This window comes from Burkholderia sp. WP9, assembly GCF_900104795.1.
Classification (GTDB): Bacteria; Pseudomonadota; Gammaproteobacteria; order Burkholderiales; family Burkholderiaceae; genus Paraburkholderia.
This window is the reverse complement of record NZ_FNTG01000001.1, coordinates 3,716,835-3,734,506: the sequence shown is the minus strand read 5'-3', so window position 1 is coordinate 3,734,506 and position 17,672 is coordinate 3,716,835. Positions and strand designations below refer to the sequence as shown.

10 protein-coding genes are annotated in these 17,672 nt (G+C 63.8%); 5 read left to right on the top strand and 5 right to left on the bottom strand.

The window, feature by feature from the left end; translation table 11 throughout:
- Positions 1-78: 78 nt before the first annotated feature.
- The 3 genes from BLW71_RS16580 to BLW71_RS16570 all read left to right on the top strand — a co-directional run bounded on the left by BLW71_RS16580 (position 79) and on the right by BLW71_RS16570 (position 4,637).
- Complete coding sequence (locus BLW71_RS16580) at positions 79-1,188, top strand: alginate lyase family protein (protein WP_502686828.1); 1,110 nt, start codon at positions 79-81, stop codon at positions 1,186-1,188.
- A 29-nt stretch (positions 1,189-1,217) separates the two neighbouring features.
- The gene (locus tag BLW71_RS16575; protein WP_091797886.1) at positions 1,218-2,606 is read left to right on the top strand and encodes an L-serine ammonia-lyase; all 1,389 of its coding nucleotides are present in this window, start codon (positions 1,218-1,220) and stop codon (positions 2,604-2,606) included.
- Positions 2,607-2,912: 306 nt separating this feature from the next.
- Positions 2,913-4,637: a thiamine pyrophosphate-binding protein gene (locus BLW71_RS16570; protein WP_091797883.1), complete on the top strand. Its 1,725-nt coding sequence runs from the start codon at positions 2,913-2,915 to the stop codon at positions 4,635-4,637.
- A gap of 140 nt (positions 4,638-4,777) precedes the next feature.
- On the opposite strand, the gene BLW71_RS16565 is transcribed toward BLW71_RS16570, so the two are convergent.
- Entirely contained in the window at positions 4,778-5,926 is a 1,149-nt protein-coding gene (locus BLW71_RS16565) for a branched-chain amino acid ABC transporter substrate-binding protein (RefSeq protein ID WP_091797879.1), read from the bottom strand.
- Between the two features lie 86 nt (positions 5,927-6,012).
- A complete protein-coding gene (gene putA, locus BLW71_RS16560) occupies positions 6,013-9,942 on the bottom strand; it encodes a trifunctional transcriptional regulator/proline dehydrogenase/L-glutamate gamma-semialdehyde dehydrogenase (RefSeq protein WP_091797876.1) in 3,930 nt (1,309 codons plus the stop codon).
- Between the two features lie 320 nt (positions 9,943-10,262).
- Between putA and BLW71_RS41670 the strand changes: the two genes are divergently transcribed.
- Positions 10,263-10,433, top strand: coding sequence for a hypothetical protein (locus BLW71_RS41670; protein ID WP_177205051.1), 171 nt, complete (start codon positions 10,263-10,265; stop codon positions 10,431-10,433).
- Between the two features lie 356 nt (positions 10,434-10,789).
- Here BLW71_RS41670 and BLW71_RS16550 read toward each other — a convergent pair whose 3' ends face one another.
- The 3 genes from BLW71_RS16550 to hemE form a co-directional block, all read right to left on the bottom strand.
- A complete protein-coding gene (locus tag BLW71_RS16550) occupies positions 10,790-12,211 on the bottom strand; it encodes a YeiH family protein (RefSeq protein ID WP_091800944.1) in 1,422 nt (473 codons plus the stop codon).
- Positions 12,212-12,381: 170 nt separating this feature from the next.
- Positions 12,382-14,628 (bottom strand): primosomal protein N', encoded by a 2,247-nt coding sequence (locus tag BLW71_RS16545; RefSeq protein ID WP_177205093.1) that lies wholly within the window; start codon positions 14,626-14,628, stop codon positions 12,382-12,384.
- 464 nt (positions 14,629-15,092) lie between these two features.
- Complete coding sequence (gene hemE, locus BLW71_RS16540) at positions 15,093-16,193, bottom strand: uroporphyrinogen decarboxylase (protein ID WP_091797873.1); 1,101 nt, start codon at positions 16,191-16,193, stop codon at positions 15,093-15,095.
- A 217-nt stretch (positions 16,194-16,410) separates the two neighbouring features.
- Between hemE and BLW71_RS16535 the strand changes: the two genes are divergently transcribed.
- Positions 16,411-17,208, top strand: a complete 798-nt coding sequence (locus BLW71_RS16535; RefSeq protein ID WP_091797871.1) for a transporter substrate-binding domain-containing protein — start codon at positions 16,411-16,413, stop codon at positions 17,206-17,208.
- Positions 17,209-17,672: the final 464 nt, after the last annotated feature.

Here is a 17,672-nt window from a genome sequence, read left to right as displayed (position 1 = left end):
CTCCTGGCCGCAAACGGCTAACATCACACACCGAATCAGCCTAACGAGGAGTTTCGCATGGCGCGAAAGGTGCGATCGATGCAAAGCCGGACCGAACCAGGGCGAGCCCCCACGTGGCGGCAAACCTGCACACTGTTGCTGGCAGGCGCGGCCGTGCTGCTGCCGCTGGCGCAAGCGCAGGCCGCGATGAATTTCTGTGCGGCGCCCGCGTTGCAAACCAGTGAACGCACGAACGCCGATCCGGGCGTGAAAGCGCTGGTGAGCAACGTGCAGGCTCATCTGAACGACCAGCCGCATGCGCTGGCGAAACTGCATACCGAAGGCACGCTGCCGCACGAAGGCATTTACGACCAGAGCGTCGAAGCGGAGCAGGATCTCGATCTGATGCGCGACGCCGCGCTCGCCTGGCGCGCCACCAGCGACGACCGGTATCTGAAGCTCGTCGACCGCTTGCTGTTCGCGTGGGTCACGACGTATCAACCGAGCTTCAATCCCATCGACGAAACCCGCTTCGAAGGGCTGATTCTCGCGTACGACATGACAGCGAGCGCGTTGCCGGTTAAGACGCGCAATGCGTCGATGGCGTTTCTCACGAAACTCGCGACCGGCTATATCGGGCAAATCGACGCGCAGCCGCGGCCGCTCAAAGGCACGTTCAAAAACAACTGGCAGAGCCATCGGGTCAAACTGATCGCCATGGCCGCGTTCACGCTCGATAACCGCAAGATGATCAACGCGGCCCAGCGTTTGTTCGTCGAGCATATCGGCGACAACATCGAACCGGATGGTTCGACGGTCGATTTCAGCGAGCGCGACGCGCTGCATTACGTCACCTACGATCTGCAGCCGCTCGTGACCGCCGCACTCGCCGCGCGCCGCCATAACCGCAACTGGCTGCCGGAGAAGGGCACGGACGGCGCTTCGCTGGAAGCCGCGCTGAACTGGCTCGCGCCATACGCGGCCGGCAACAAGACCCACGAAGAATTCGTGCATTCGAGCGTTCCGTTCGATGCAAAACGTCGCGAAGCCGGCTTGCCCGGCTATTCGGGTCAGTGGGACCCGAAGAACGCGACCGAACTGTTTCACCTGGCGGCACGCCTCGACGGGCGCTATACGCCGATCGCGCTACAGCTCGCACCCACGCCGCCTGCCTGGCTCGCCGTGTGTTTGCCGCTGCCGGCGCGATGAACCAACCATCTATCAGCAGGGAGCAGTAAATGGCAGTCAGCGTGTTCGATCTCTTCAAAATCGGCATTGGTCCGTCCAGTTCGCATACGGTCGGGCCGATGCGCGCGGCGCTGATGTTCGCTCAAGGGCTTGAACGCGATGGGCTGCTTGCTGCGACCGCATCGGTGAAGGCGGAGTTGTATGGCTCGCTCGGCGCGACAGGCAAGGGGCACGGCACCGATCGCGGCGTAATGCTCGGCCTGATGGGCGATGCGCCCGACACCGTGAACCCGGACACGATCGCCGAGCGGCTCGACAACGTGCGCGTGTCCCGCAAACTGGCGCTGCTCGGCACGCACGAGGTGCCGTTCGTGCAGAAAGATCAGATTGCGTTTTATCGCCAGGCGCTGCCCGAGCATCCGAACGGTCTCAAGCTGCGCGCTTACGATGCACTGGGTGAGACGTTGCGCGAGTCGACCTATCTGTCGGTGGGCGGCGGTTTCGTGGTGACGGCGGGTGCGCCGAACACGAAAGTGCTGAGCGCCGTCGATCAATTGCCGCACTCGTTTCGCAGCGGCAACGAGTTGCTTGCGCTGTGCGAATCGACTGGCAAAAGCATCGCTCAGTTAATGTGGGAAAACGAGCGCGTCTGGCATACGGAAGAAGAAACGCGCACCGGCCTGCTGAAGATCTGGGACGTGATGCAAGCGTGTGTCGCACGCGGTTGTGGCATCAACAACCCGGACGCCGACGGTAACTTGCCCGGCCCGTTCCAGGTGAAGCGCCGTGCGCCGCAGTTGTATCGCGCGCTGTCGGGCAATCCTGAACTGGCGCTGCGCGATCCGCTTTCCATGGTCGACTGGATCAATCTCTATGCGATCGCCGTCAACGAAGAAAACGCCGCCGGCGGACGTGTGGTCACAGCGCCGACCAACGGCGCGGCCGGCATCATCCCGGCAGTGCTGCATTACTACACGCGCTTCATGCCCGGCTCGAATCAGCAAGGCGTGATCGACTTCCTGATGACCGCGGCGGCGATCGGCATTCTGTACAAGCTGAACGCGTCGATTTCCGGCGCCGAAGTGGGTTGCCAGGGTGAAGTGGGCGTGGCCTGTTCGATGGCGGCGGGCGCACTCGCCGCGGTCATGGGCGGCACGCCCCGGCAGGTCGAGAACGCCGCGGAAATCGGCATGGAACACAACCTCGGCCTGACGTGCGATCCGGTCGGCGGCATGGTGCAGATTCCATGTATCGAGCGCAACGCGATGGCATCGGTGAAAGCGGTCAATGCGGCGCGCATGGCGTTGCGCGGCGACGGCAGCCACTATGTGTCGCTCGATTCGGTGATCAAAACCATGCGTGAAACCGGCGCGGATATGAAGACCAAGTACAAGGAAACGTCGCGCGGCGGCCTGGCGGTGAATATCGTCGAGTGCTAAAGGGCGGTTTCGTCGCCTCAATGCAGATGACGACGCGGGCTACGGCCCGCGTTTTCATTGGGGCGTCGCTTCTTCGCATCCATGCATCACGTGCGGATGGTTGTGCTGCGGATCGGAGCCAAAGAGGGCGTAGGCACGTGCGCTTCTTGCCCACGCACGGCGGCCGGCAGGGAGTGATCCAGTCGCGCCGCACCGTGACAGCGGCGCCGCGCTCGGCGTAAGCTGTCGGAGCGCCGATCGACTTAGGCTCAGGTCGATCGGGCATTCTCACATCGCACTCATGCACTGCCTGGAGGCTTCATCGCAATGTCGCAGCCGAATGCTCCCGTTTCAGTTTCCGGTTCCTCCGCCGCTCAAACCACCGGCGCGCGTCTTGTCGTCGATGCTTTGCTGACGCACGGTGTCGAACGTGTTTTCTGCGTGCCCGGCGAAAGTTTTCTCGCCGTGCTGGATTCGCTGCACGACGAAACCGAACAGATCCAGACCATCGTGTGCCGTCACGAAGCGGCCGCGGCGAATATGGCCGAAGCCGTCGGCAAATTGACCGGCCGGCCCGGCGTCGCGCTGGTCACGCGCGGGCCGGGCGCCACGCACGCATCGATCGGCGTGCACACGGCGTTTCAGGATTCCACGCCGATGATCCTGTTGATCGGCCAATGCGCACGCGAGCATCTCGACCGCGAGGCGTTTCAGGAGATCGACTATCGGCGCATGTTCGGTCAGATGGCGAAATGGGTTGCGCAAATCGACGATCCCAAACGCATTCCCGAGTATCTGAGCCATGCGTTTCACACAGCGACGTCCGGACGGCCTGGTCCCGTCGTATTGTCGCTGCCGGAAGACGTGTTGAGCGACGCATGCGACGCCGTAGCAGGGGCGCCGGCGTATCAACGCGTCGCGGCGTCACCTTCGGCGGCGCAGATCGAGAAATTGCGCGCGTTGCTCGAAGGCGCACAACGGCCGATGGTGATCGCGGGCGGCAGCGGCTGGACGCCTGCTGCGTGCGCGGACTTTCAACGCTTCGTCGAGAATTGGCAACTGCCGGTCGGCCTCGCGTTCCGCTATCAGGACACGCTCGACAACGAGCATCCCAACTATGCCGGCGATGTCGGCCTCGGCATCAATCCTGCGCTCGCGCAACGTATCCGCGACGCCGACGTATTGCTCGCGATCGGACCTCGTTTAGGCGAAGCGACGACGAACGGCTACACGCTGCTCGACATTCCAAAAACGAAGCAGACGCTCGTGCATGTGCATCAAGGCGCGGAGGAGTTGGGACGCGTGTATGCGGCGGATCTGCCGATCGTCTCCGGCATGCCGGAGCTGGCGGCAATGCTTGCGGAGTTGGAGCCTTCGTCCGAGCAACTTGCCTGGTCCGGCGCCGCGAGCGAGGCGCATCAGGCGTATCTCGACTGGCGCAAACCGCGCCAGATTCCCGGCGACGTGCAGATGGGCGAAGTGATCCAGCAGTTGCGCGCGCATCTACCGGACGACGCGATTCTCACCAACGGCGCGGGCAATTACGCGACGTGGCTGCATCGGCACTTCTCGTATCGCCATTTCCGTTCGCAACTCGCGCCGACGAGCGGCGCGATGGGTTATGGCGTGCCGGCGGCGATCGCGGCGAAGTCGATGTATCCGCAACGCGCTGTCGTCGCGCTGGCTGGCGACGGCTGCTTCATGATGTCCGCGCAAGAACTCGCAACGGCGATGCAGTACGACCTGCACGTGCTTTTCATCGTGGTGAATAACAGCCAGTTCGGCACGATCCGGATGCATCAGGAGCGGCATTATCCGAATCGCGTGCACGGCACCGGACTCACCAATCCGGATTTCGCGGCGTTCGCTCGCTCGTTCGGCGCGCATGGCGAGACGGTGGAGCGGACTGAAGATTTTCTGCCTGCGCTGAAGCGTGCGATGGAGGCGAAGCGCGCGGCGGTGATCGAAATTCGTATGCCGCAGGAAGCGAGCACGCCGGGGGCGACGCTGGAGCAGATTCGCGAGCAGGGGAGGAAGTTGCGGGGGGAATAACTGCGTTATCGTGCGATCCGTATGCGTAACGAAGCGGCAAACAAAAAGCCCTGCGGTTAAGAAACCACAGGGCTTTTTTTTGCGCTGGCTGCGGCGTCATAGCATGACGCAGCAGCCAGATGCTCAAGCAAAAAAACGGCTTACTTCCCACCCACGCTTTGCAGCGTCGTCCACTTGCCGTCGACAACCTTGTACAGCGTGATGCCGCCGTTCTTCAGGTCGCCCTTGCTGTCGTAAGCGAGGTTCGACGACGTCACTGCCGGCATCGAGGTCTTCGCGAGCATCGGCAGATACTTGGCCGGATCGGTCGAGTTCGCCTTCTTCATTGCGTCGAACATGGCCATTGCGCCGTCGTAAGCGTACGGCGAGTACGTTTGCACGTCTTCGTTGAAACGCTTCTTGTACTTTGCGACATAGTCCTTGCCGCCCGGCATTTCTTCCAGCGGCAGGCCGGCGAGCGAAGCCACCGTGCCGTTCGCCGCGTCACCCGCGATCTGGATGAACGTCGGCGTGTGGACCATTTCGCCGCCCATCAGCGGCGCCTTGATGCCCAGCGCCTTCATCTGCTTGACCATCGGTGCCGCTTGCGAATCCGCGCCGCCGTAATAGATCAGGTCCGGTTGAACAGCCTTCAGCTTGGTCAGGATCGACTTGAAGTCGACTGCCTTGTCGTTCGTGTACTCACGATCGACGATCTGGCCGCCCGCTGCCTTCGCTGCCTTTTCGAACTGATCGGCCAGACCCTGGCCGTAAGCCGTGCGGTCGTCGACGATCACGATCTTCTTCATGCCCAAGGTCTTCACCGCGAACGTGCCGGCGACCGAACCTTGCTGCGTGTCGGACGTCATCATACGGAACGTGGTCTTGAAACCTTGTTGCGTATATTCAGGCGCCGTCGCCATTGCGATTTCGGGGATGCCCGCGTTCGCGTAAATGCGCGAAGCCGGGATCGTGGTACCCGAGTTGAAGTGGCCGAGCATGCCCTTGATGCCGTCATCCACCAGCTTTTGCGCAACGGTCGTACCCGTACGCGGGTCGGCCTGGTCGTCGGCCGAGTCCAGCACGAAGCGAACTTGCTTGCCGCCGATCACCGGCTTGGTCGCGTTCATGTCTTCCACTGCCAGCGTGATGCCGTTCTGGAAGTCCTTGCCGTAGTGCGCCTGCGCGCCAGTCATCGGGCCGGCAAAGCCGACCTTCACGTCTTCCGTCGATTGAGCGTTGGCCGTCCCCGCCAGCGACATCGCCGCAACCAGTGCAGCGCCTGCCAGCTGTTTCATCTTGTGTTGCATAGCTTCTCCTTGGTACCAGGTGTGGATGGAGCGGTTTCGGGGTCGCCGTACCGCTTCCGTTTTATTGAGTGATCAGAGAGGTTCGCTCAACCGATCGTCATCAAATTCGCATTACCGCCGGCGGCTGCCGTATTCACGCTGACCGAGCGTTCCGTCAACAGACGTTCGAGCGCGTAGTCCTCATCGCCGCTTTCCAGCGCGCGAGACGCGACGCCCTGCACCGACACGATCGGGCCCGCGCGCTTCGCGACTTCCTTCACCAGCGCCAGCAGTTCGTCGCTATCGCCTTCGAACAGCACGGCGTCGAACGGCGTATCCGCGCTCTTCTTCACGCTTGCATGCGACTTCAGCGAGGCGGGCAACTGCGACACCAATTGTTCCCCGGCCGCGCCTTCGAACAACGCGCGATTTCCCGTAGCCAGCGCCGCGGCGAACTGCACGCGCGCACCGCTTGCCGTCGACGCGACACAAAGCACCGTGCCGCGCGCGCCCAGCGTGTACGTATTGCGCTCGCCGGTCGGTCCCGACAATACCGCCGTGGCGCCCGCCGGCACATGCGACAGATAGCCGTCGCAGCGCGCGGCCAGTTGCGGCTCGCGTTCGGTAATTAGCCAGTCACGGTAAGCCGTCAACGCAGCGGACGGATTGTCGCCGTTTTCGGCAGCGCGCGGTACATCCACGACCAACGCCTGCGCGAGCGACTTCGGCAACCCGGCCGGACGCGTGGCGAGGAGACGCTGCAGATACAGCGCGCCGCCCGCTTTCGGCCCCGTGCCCGACAGACCTTCGCCGCCGAACGGCTGCACGCCGACCACAGCGCCGATCACGTTACGGTTCACGTAGATGTTGCCCACGTGCGCGCGGCTGATCACATGCGCGATCGTTTCGTCGATCCGCGTATGAATGCCGAGCGTCAGGCCGTAACCGGTCGCGCGGATCTGCTCAAGCAGTTTGTCCAGCTGGCTGCGGCGGTAACGCACCACGTGCAGCACCGGACCGAACACCTCACGCTTCAATTCGTCGATGCTGTCGAGCTCGATCAGCGTCGGCGGCACGAAGGTGCCTTGCGCGCAACCGTCCGGCATCGGCAGTTGCTCGACCTTGCGGCCTTTCTCGCGCATCGCCGCGACGTGCGCGTCGATACCGCGCTTCGCGTCGAGGTCGATCACCGGGCCGACGTCGATCGACAGGCGGTCCGGATTGCCCACGGCCAGTTCGCGCATCGCGCCCGTCAGCATCTCCAGCGTGCGGTCCGCAACATCGTCCTGCAGACAAAGAACGCGCAACGCGGAACACCGTTGACCTGCGGAGTCGAACGACGATTGCAGCACGTCCGCCACCACCTGTTCGGCGAGCGCCGACGAGTCGACGATCATCGCGTTCTGGCCGCCCGTTTCGGCGATCAGCGGAATCGGCTTGCCGTCCGGATCGAGGCGGCTCGACAGCGTCTTGTTGATCAGACGCGCGACTTCGGTCGAGCCGGTGAACATCACGGCGCGGGTTCGCGGATCGGCCACCAACGCGGCACCGACCGTTTCGCCGTTACCCGGCAGCAGTTGCACCGCGCCGGCCGGCACGCCGGCTTCGCGCAGAATGCGCACGGCTTGCGCGGCGATCAGCGGCGTCTGTTCAGCGGGCTTGGCGAGCACGGTGTTGCCGGCTGCAAGCGCAGCGGCCACCTGACCCATGAAAATCGCCAGCGGGAAATTCCACGGGCTGATACACACCACCGGGCCGAGCGGACGATGCGTGTCGTTGGAGAACTCGTCGCGAATCTGCGTGGAGTAGTAACGCAGGAAGTCGATCGCTTCGCGGATTTCCGCGACGGCGTTCGCCAGCGACTTGCCGGCTTCACGCACCACGAGGCCCATCAGCGTATGCATCTGCGCTTCGAGCAGATCGGCGGCACGTGCGAGGCAATCGGCGCGCGCATCGACCGGCGTGGCTTGCCAGATCGGCGCGGCGGCGACTGCGTGAGCCAAAGCAGCGCTCACGTGCTCCGCCGTTGCTTCGACGACCGTGCCGACGAGGTCGCGATGATCGGCCGGATTGCGCACGTCGCGCGCGAGACCCACGGCGATCTCGTTGTCTTCGAGCATCGGCGCGGCGCGCCACGGATGATGCGCGCTCGCCAGCAACGCCGACGACAGCGACGCCAGACGATGCTCGTTCGACAGGTCGAGGCCCATCGAGTTGAGGCGCTCCGAACCGTACAGATGGCGCGGCAGCGGAATCTTCGCGTGCGGCGCGCCGAGCGGGACGATCTTCGAGGCTTCGTCGACCGGGTCGGCGATCAGGTCCTTGATCGCGACGGTTTCGTCGGCAATACGATTCACAAACGACGTGTTCGCGCCGTTTTCCAGCAGACGGCGCACGAGATAAGCGAGCAGCGTTTCGTGCGTGCCGACCGGCGCGTACACACGGCACGGACGGTTCAGCTTGTCACGGCCGGTGACTTCTTCGTACAGCGGTTCGCCCATGCCGTGCAGGCACTGGAACTCGTACTGGCCGGGATAGTAGTTGTTGCCCGCGAGGTGATAGATCGCCGACAGCGTGTGCGCGTTGTGCGTGGCGAACTGCGGATAGACCGCGTCGGGCGCGCTGAGCAGCTTCTTCGCGCAGGCGAGGTACGACACGTCCGTGTAGATCTTGCGCGTGTAGACCGGATAGCCTTCGAGGCCGTCCACTTGCGCGCGCTTGATTTCGGTGTCCCAGTACGCGCCCTTCACGAGGCGCACCATGATGCGGTGACGGCTGCGGCGCGCCAGATCGATCAGGTATTCGATCACGAACGGGCAGCGCTTCTGATACGCCTGCACCACGAAGCCGATGCCGTTCCAGCCGGCCAGCTCCGGATCGAAGCACAGCGCTTCGAGCAGATCGAGCGAGATTTCGAGGCGATCGGCTTCTTCCGCGTCGATGTTCAGGCCGATGTCGTAGCGGCGCGCGAGGATCGCGAGCGAGCGCACGCGCGGCAGCAGTTCGCTCATCGTGCGTTCCTGCTGCGAACGCGAGTAGCGTGCGTGCAGCGCGGAGAGCTTGATCGAGATACCCGGGCCTTCGTAGATGCCACGGCCGCCGGCGGCCTTGCCGATCGCGTGGATCGCCTGTTCGTACGACGCGTAGTAGCGCTGCGCGTCGGCTTCGGTGGTGGCCGCTTCGCCGAGCATGTCGTACGAGTAGCGGAAGCCGCGTGCTTCGTATTTGCGGCTGTTGGCGAGCGCCTCGGAGATGTTCTCGCCCGTGACGAACTGCTCGCCCATCAGGCGCATCGCCATGTCCACGCCCTTGCGGATCAGCGGTTCGCCGCCCTTGCCGATCAGACGCGTGAGCGCCGACGAGAGGCTCGTTTCGCTATTGGTCGTCACCAGCTTGCCGGTGATCATCAAGCCCCAGGTCGCGGCGTTGACGAACATCGACGGCGCCTGGCCCATGTGCGATTTCCAGTCGCCCTTGCTGATCTTGTCGCGGATCAGCGCGTCGCGCGTGGCGCGATCGGGAATGCGCAGCAGCGCTTCGGCGAGACACATCAGCGCCACGCCTTCCTGGCTCGACAGCGAGAACTCGTGGATCAGACCTTCGACGCCACCGCCCTTGCTCTTGCTGCGCAGCGTTTCCACGAGCTTGCCGGCCATGGCCTGCACGTCGCCCGCGAGGTTGGCCGGCAAACGCGCCTGACCGAGCAGGAACGGCAGGCATTCCGGTTCCGGACGACGGTACGCCGCCGTGATCGCGGCGCGCAGCACCGACTGCGGTTGCACGTTCTGCGCGAAATCGAGGAACGGGTGCGATGCACCGTCTTCCTCGTGCTCGACCGCAGAGCCGTCGGTCAGATCGGCCGAGCCCGCCACGCCCGACAGTTCGGGCGGCAGTTGACCGTGCTCGATCTTTTCGAGGTACGCGAAGATGGCCTGCTTGATGAGCCAGTGCGGAGTGCGTTCGAGACGGGTGGCGGCATCTTTCAGCCGGGAACGCAGGAGGTCGTCGACCTTAACGCCAAGGGTGGTGCTAGCCATGTTTCCTTCTTCGGAGACCAGACGAATGCGCTGGCAAAAAGACTAAAAGTTGGGCGAATCGTACGCCTCCCAATAAAAAGGTGCAACCACCTCAGGCGCGCGGTTGCACCCTGCCGTGAGCCTTATGTGACGGGGGTTTGCGCGCAATGGCGCTGCGCGGGGCGAAGGCGGTTGCGATCAGTACTTTCCCTGGCGTGATTCTTTTTGCATTTACCCTTATCAGAACGGGTCGGCGCGCCGTTATACGGAACATAGCGGCGCGCGGCCTCCCTGGGGGCACGCACAAAAAAAACGGTACGGGGTTTTAGAGGACAGGCGAAATGGAAAAATGGCTGGTGGTACTGGGCATCTGGGCAATGTGCGCGACTTGCGCGGTGTTGTTCATCCGCGGTGCGACAAGTGGCCCGGGCAGGCGGGAACCCGCGCAGGAACGAACACCCGCGGCTTCGCGCGCATCGGCGGGCGATCCGCGGGCCGCGCTGAACGATTGAATAGGGATGTCTGGCGTGGCATGCCGGAGTGAGCGACGCTGGCTTCCGGCCTGCACGGCGGGAAGCCGCGGGTAACGTCCGGCTTGGTGCCGCGGCGAAGCGCAGGCGGTGTCAGTACCGCAAAATCGGCTCGAACCGCGGACAGGCGTCGGCGGGCGAAACGAGTTGGTCGTGCAGCCGGCAAAGCCGGCTGTCCGCCACGCTCGCGCCAAATGCCGAACCCAACACCGCGAGACCCGGCATGCTCTGCTCCAGCGAGTCCCGACTCTCAGCACGATACCGACAGCTGGCGCAGCACGGCGCGCACGCATCGTCGCGCGAGTCCGCTGTGCTGGAGATGCGAAGCGCGCCGCTCGTCACGAGCCCTGCCCCAAGCTATTCCAGTACGGTGCGAACACGTGCGCGGACAGCGCGTAGCCGATGGCGATATTGACCACCACGCCTACCGTAAAGGCCAGGAACGGCTTCAGGCCAGTGGCGCTCAGCGAACGCAGGCGCGTGGTCAACCCAATGCTCAGGAAACAGAAGGTGAACGCCCATGTGCGCAACGCGGTGATCGGGGCGACGAATTCGGGCGTCACGACCTTGCGGTAATCGGCCAGCGAATAGTGGCTGGCGACCCACGTCACCAGTGCCGACGCAATCACGAAGCCGATCACGAACTTCGGAAAGCGCGCCCAGATCTCGCCGGCGTTGGGTTTGGCTTTGACGCCGCTATCTTGCGACTCCCAGCGCGTGCTCGCGACGATTGCGAGCACGAACGCCCAGATACCGATCCAGATATCGCGGCCGACCACTTTCATCAGCGTGAACGCCTGTAGCGACGCCTCCGGCGCACCCGCGATCGCTCCACCCGCGTGTTTGGCGAGGTCGCCATAAGCTTGCGCGGCCGCGATCCCGGCGGCATCGGCGAATTCGGACGTGCCGATCCATGCGCCGGCGACCGCGGTTGACAATCCGAGCGAGCGGGACGCAAACGGCAACACGAAGATCATCACGATCGCCCACAGCACCACCAGCGTGATCGCCACCGAAGCCTGTTCGCGCTTGGCCCGCACCGCGCCGGCAATCGCGATCGCCGCGGAGACGCCGCACACCGCGCCGCCGACACCGAGCACGGCCGCAAAACGCCGGTCGAGGCCAAACGCCTTCGCAGCAAAAAAGATCACGAAGAACGTGACGAGCGAGACGATGCTCGCCTGCCCGACCGCCACCGGCCCCGCCCACACCAGCAGCGTGAACGGCAATGTCGCGCCGAGCAGCACGATACCGACCTTGATGTAAAACTCGACGCGCAAGCCCGCCGAAAACCACTCGGGCAGCGTGAACACGTTCGAGATCAAAAGGCCAAGCGCCAGCGCGACGAGCGGTGGTTCGAGGTTGTACTTCGACGCGTTGACCCACGCGCCCAGCGTAAAAATCAGCGCCGATGCGATGAACAGAATCAGGAATGAGCCGAGGAAAGCGCCGACCCGCTGCTTGAGCGCTGCGAGGCTCACGCCGAACAGGAGCGCGAACACGACGAAGAGCGCGGCATAGTTCGGCACATGCTTGCCGGCGTCCTGCACGGCCTGCGCGACGCTCGACCATTTAGCCGGCGCGACCGCGAGCCACTTGATGCTGCTGCCGGACGCGAACAGCGCCCACGCAATCACGACCACCAGCAGCCCGACCCAGACCGCCCACCAGTCTTCGGTCGAAAAAAGTCCACCGCCGTGCGTGCTTTGCCGGTTCGCCGGAGCGGCGCCGGATGGTAGCGTTTGATTGGTATCGCTCATCGCCATGCCCCGAGAGAGTTGAGGTGCGTCGGCGCCGGAATGTTGGAGTTTTGCCTGAATGTGCGCCGATTCGGCGAAATATAGGCGAGCGGCGTCGCAAAACGAAACGACCATTCGCTCTATGAATATGACCGAAAGGAGTAACGGCGCCGCCGTGCTGGCGAAGCGCCTCAAATGTCGAGCGGATCGACTTCGAGATTCCAGCGCAGCACGCCCTTCATGCCGCGCAGCAGCGGCTGCCAGGCGCGCAACGTGGCGTGCAACGCGCCACGCGACGCACTCTCGATCAGCAACTGTGCGCGATGCACGTGCATCACCTTGACGATAGTGAGCGGCACCGCGTCATAGACGGTCACGCGTTCTGCAGCGGGAATGTCGCCCAGTGCGGCCGCCGCCTGCTGCAGAAAGGCCAGCGCGGCCTCGAGCGTGCGGCCTTCGGCCCGCAGCAACGCCTGATAGACGAACGGCGGCAAGTGCGCGTCGCGCCGCTCGGCCAGCGTGGAGTTGGCAAAGCCGACATAGTCGTGGCGGCCCAGCGCGTGGTAGAGCGCGTGGCGCGGATAGCGCGTTTGCACGAGCACTTCGCCGGGCAAACCCGCGCGGCCCGCCCGGCCGCTTACTTGCATCAGTTGTGCGAAAAGCCGCTCGCTCGCGCGGAAGTCGTGGGAAAAGAGCGCGGTGTCGGCGTTCAGCACGCCGACCAGCGACACGCGCTGGAAGTCATGCCCTTTGGCGATCATCTGCGTGCCGACGAGGATGTCGACTTCGCCCGCGTGCACGTCGGAGAACAGCGCCTGTGCGCTGCCTTTGCGGCGCGTGCTGTCGGCATCGATCCGCAACACCCGGGCGCCGGGCACCGCGCTCGCCAGTGTTTCTTCGACGCGCTGCGTGCCGCGGCCCATCGGTGCGATGTCGACGTTGCCGCACTCGGGGCACGAACGCGGAATGCGCGCTTCCCAGCCGCAGTGGTGGCAGCGTAGCGCGCGCTCGGGCTTATGCAACACGACATACGCGCTGCAACGTGGGCAGCCGGCGACCCAGCCGCAGGCATCGCAGGCCAGTTGCGGCGCATAACCGCGGCGGTTCAGGAACACGAGGCTTTGCTCACCGCGTTCGAGCCGCGCTTTCAGCGCGGCAATCAATGGCCCCGACAACCCTTCCACAAAAGCCCGCCCGCGCCGCCGCTCTTCTTCCAGATCGATCAGCTTCACGGTAGGCAGCACGGCCTCGGCGACCGCGCGGCGCGATAACGTGAGCCGCTTGTAGCGCCCCTGATCGGCCTGCCACCAGCTTTCCAGCGACGGCGTGGCCGAGCCGAGCACGACCGGCAAGCCGAGTTGCTTGGCGCGATAGACCGCCAGATCACGGGCCGAATAGCGCAAGCCTTCCTGCTGCTTGTATGCCGGGTCGTGCTCTTCATCGACGACGATGATCGCGAGCTTCGGCAGCGAGGCGAGCACCGCCAACCGGGTGCCGAGTACGATGCGGGCGCGGCCCGTGTGAGCGGCGAACCAGTTGCGAGCACGCTCGCCTTCCGCGAGACCGCTGTGCAGCGTGACGATCGACGTGCCCTCGAGCGCGGCGAAGCGGGCGCGGAAGGCCGCCTCGAATTGTGGGGTCAGATTGATTTCGGGCACGAGAACCAGCGCCTGAGCGTCGGGCTTTGCCGCGAGGATCTCGGCCAACGCGCGCAAATAGACCTCGGTCTTGCCGCTCCCCGTCACGCCGTGCAGCAGGAACGGCGCGAAGCCGTTGGCGTCGCGAATCGCTTCGACCGCGGCGGCCTGCTCGTCGGTGAGCGTCGGCAGCGTGGGCGCGGGCGCGTCGGACGACGCTGGAATAGCAAGCGCTGCGGCGGCTTCGATGATGTCGAGCGCCACCCAGCCTTGCGCCTGCCAGGCATCGAGCGCGGCGATCGCTTTGGGATGCAGCGCGCGAGCGTCGGCAGCCAGCAGGAAGTCGGTCCCGGCCAATGTCTGCGCGAGCTTGCGCAACGCGCTCGCCCGCGCAGGCAGCGCGTCAGGTAGCGACGCGTGGCCAGCGGGCGTGAGGCTGTAGCGCTCCTGCGGCGCAAACAGGCGCGACCACCGGGAGGCATCGCGCAACGCCTGCGGCAAAGCCGGCAACGCCACTTCGCCAAGACCGCGCTGGTAGTAGTCCGCGGCAAACGCGGCCAACCTCAACCATTCCGACGAGACGGGCGGGCACGCCGTGCACACGCCATTGACTGCGCGCAGGCGGTCGGGCGGGACCTCACTGTGAGTGGTCACTTCGCAGACGAGTCCCACGACATCGCGCTTGCCAAACGGCACGCTCACCAGCATGCCCGGCGCGACCGGCTCGGGCGTGTCGCACCGGTAGTCGAACAGGGTCGGCAGCGGATGATCCAGCGCGACGCGAACGAACACGTCACTCACGCGTAGGCGGAAATCAGAAGCACGGGCGCGACACGACGCCGCATCGTGGTGCCCGTCGAGCATACGGCGCTCCCCCCGAAGTTAAAGTAAAACTTCAATTTCGGCGCTAAGTTTTGGATTCCGCTGAACAATTGCAATCGGCCCGCGTGCCTGTGGATAACTTTGTTGAGAACTTTGCCCGGAACGCCCCGAAAGCACGGCGCAGCGGCCTTCTGTGGGCTTCCGCACATTCTGTATCGCCCCCGTCAAACCCTTGCCAGACAAGGCTTAGATCAAATGCGCCTGCAATGTGCAAGGGTTGCGATGCGACTAAAGCTTCTACCGCGCCGCAGCGTGATGAATGTGCATAAGTCAAGTCTTGACTTTCGCAGGACCGCCATCTGACGGCCCGCCAACCGCAAATTTTCCCTTAGACCGAGAGCCCAGTTCGCTGCGCCGCAGCAAAATTGGTAACGATTACGGCCTCATACCGGTGCATGAGCGCCGCTGCGAATAGCCCGGCTATGGCGATGCACCTCGTCCACCAGTTCAGCGACATTCTCCGGCGGCGTGAACTGCGAAATGCCGTGGCCGAGATTGAACACGTGGCCCGGATGGTTGCCGAAGCTGTCGAGCACGGCGCGCGCTTCCATGCGGATCGTAGCCGGCGGGGCAAACAACACCGAGGGATCGATATTGCCTTGCAGCGCCACCTTCCCGCCCACGCGTTCGCGGGCCTTGCTCAGATTCACGGTCCAGTCCAGGCCGACCGCATCCACGCCGATCTCAGCGATCTCGTCGAGCCATAGGCCGCCGCCCTTCGTGAAGGTGATTACCGGCACCTTTTCGCCGTCGTGGTCGCGCTTCAACTGGCTGACCACCTGCTGGATGTAGTGCAATGAAAAGCGCTGATACACGCCGTCCGCCAGCGCCCCACCCCACGTGTCGAAAATCATCACGGCTTGCGCGCCAGCTTCGATCTGCGCGTTCAGGTAAGCCGCGACCGAGCGCGCGTTGACGTCGAGAATGCGATGCATCAGGTCCGGACGCGCATACAGCATCGACTTGACCGTGCGGAAATCGGCCGAACCGCCGCCTTCGACCATGTAGCACGCGAGCGTCCACGGACTGCCCGAAAAACCGATTAGCGGCACGCGCTGACGTCCCTGCGCGTCTGTGAGCGCGGTGCGGATTTCGCGCACCGCGTCGGTCACGTAGCGCAGCGTGGCGTCGATGTCCGGCACCGCGAGGCGCGCGACATCGTCTTCTGTTCGCACCGGGCGCGCAAACTGAGGGCCCTCGCCCGTCACGAACTCAAGGCCGAGCCCCATGGCGTCGGGCACGGTCAGGATGTCGGAGAACAGGATCGCGGCGTCGAGCGGATAGCGCTCGAGCGGTTGCAGTGTGACTTCCGTCGCGAATGCCGGGTTCTTCGCCAGACCGAGGAAACTGCCCGCGCGACCTCGCGTGGCGTTGTATTCCGGCAGATAGCGGCCGGCTTGCCGCATCAGCCAGATCGGCGTGTAGTCGGTCGGCTGGCGCAGCAGCGCGCGCAGGAAAGTGTCGTTCAGGAGTTTATGGGCCACGTTGCGTACGACTCAGGGCAAAAAGGCATTTTACCGGAGCGGGCTCGCCGCATCTCGTTTGATGCGGGCAATAACTGTTGCGCGCCCCGCCCGCGACGGGTTTTGCAGGGGGCGGCGGCAGCGCCGCACCTGGCTGAACGGCCAATGTTCAAGCCCGAATTGCCGCGCTATGATCGAACGGACTTACCACGCAATTACATACAAGCAAGGAGACTCGATGAACAAGGCGACACTCGCGCTGCTCGGCGCGCTAACCGGGGTTTTGATGCACGCGGGCGCGGCTCAGGCTCAGAGCACCGCCGCTGCCGCGGCCCCTTCGCGGCTCGACGAAATCATCGCCCGTGGCACACTGCGCGCCTGTACGACTGGCGACTACAAACCCTACTCGTTCTACAAGGCAGACAGCCAGTTCGAAGGCATCGATATCGACATGACGGAGTCGCTCGCCAAATCACTCGGCGTCAAGGCGGAATACATCAAGACGTCGTGGTCGAACCTGATGAACGACTTCGTCGCCAAATGCGACGTAGGCGTAGGCGGGGTATCGCCAACACTTGAGCGCCAGAAGCGCGCGTTTTTTACGCAGGCGTACATGATCGACGGCAAAACGCCGATCGTTCGGTGCGATGACGTCGCCAAATATCAGACGGTCGCGCAGATCGACCAGCCTGCCACTCGCGTGATCGTCAACCCGGGCGGCACCAACGAGCGCTTCGCGAAGCAGTATTTCCCGCACGCCAACCTGACCGTCTATCCGGACAACGTGACGATCTTCAAGCAGATCCTCGCAGGCAAAGCCGATGTCATGGTGACCGACGCGTCTGAAACGCTGCTGCAGCAAAAGCTGAATCCGGGCCTTTGCTCAGTGCATCCGGATAAGCCCTTCCAATACGGAGAAAAGGCCTGGTTGCTGCCGCGTGGTGATGTGGCATTCCAGGAGTATGTCGACCAATGGCTACACCTCGCGCGGGCAACCGGCGAATATCAGGCCATTTCGGACAAGTGGCTGAAGTAGCAAGGCGCTTTGCCTCGGCCGCCCGCGTTTCGCTCCCACAGTGAACCGGGGGCGGTCGGAAAATGCTGACCGATTTCGCTCACGCGTCGAATCATGTAACGGTGAAGGGCTGACGTTAAGTAAAAGCGGAACAATTACCCCGGTTCGCCAGCAGACGAACCAGCCCTTTACGCGCCAATCGCATATCCGACGATATGCTGCGACACAACAAAGCGACGTCGTTCGCGCTGCTGAGATTTTTCCGGTGGTGGCAGACCCTGTAACACAGGCGATTTTTCGCCCCAAAAGATGACCATGCAACCATTTCATGCGGAATCGACTGAACGGAATACGCCGCAATATGCCTCGCGAATAGCATTAATCATGCGTATGAAATTGCGAGCGAGTCATCGGTAAATATTACGTTTCAAACAATTCTCTTTGGCAATATGTCCCGCAGCGCCTTATCTGGCGGGCGTTACAAC

Coding starts and splice junctions, on each gene's coding strand:
- BLW71_RS16580 (WP_502686828.1), top strand. CDS start 79: ATGCAAAGCCGGACCGAACCAGGGCGAGCCCCCACGTGGCGGCAAACC.
- BLW71_RS16575 (WP_091797886.1), top strand. CDS start 1,218: ATGGCAGTCAGCGTGTTCGATCTCTTCAAAATCGGCATTGGTCCGTCC.
- BLW71_RS16570 (WP_091797883.1), top strand. CDS start 2,913: ATGTCGCAGCCGAATGCTCCCGTTTCAGTTTCCGGTTCCTCCGCCGCT.
- BLW71_RS16565 (WP_091797879.1), bottom strand. CDS start 5,926: ATGCAACACAAGATGAAACAGCTGGCAGGCGCTGCACTGGTTGCGGCG.
- putA (WP_091797876.1), bottom strand. CDS start 9,942: ATGGCTAGCACCACCCTTGGCGTTAAGGTCGACGACCTCCTGCGTTCC.
- BLW71_RS41670 (WP_177205051.1), top strand. CDS start 10,263: ATGGAAAAATGGCTGGTGGTACTGGGCATCTGGGCAATGTGCGCGACT.
- BLW71_RS16550 (WP_091800944.1), bottom strand. CDS start 12,211: ATGAGCGATACCAATCAAACGCTACCATCCGGCGCCGCTCCGGCGAAC.
- BLW71_RS16535 (WP_091797871.1), top strand. CDS start 16,411: ATGAACAAGGCGACACTCGCGCTGCTCGGCGCGCTAACCGGGGTTTTG.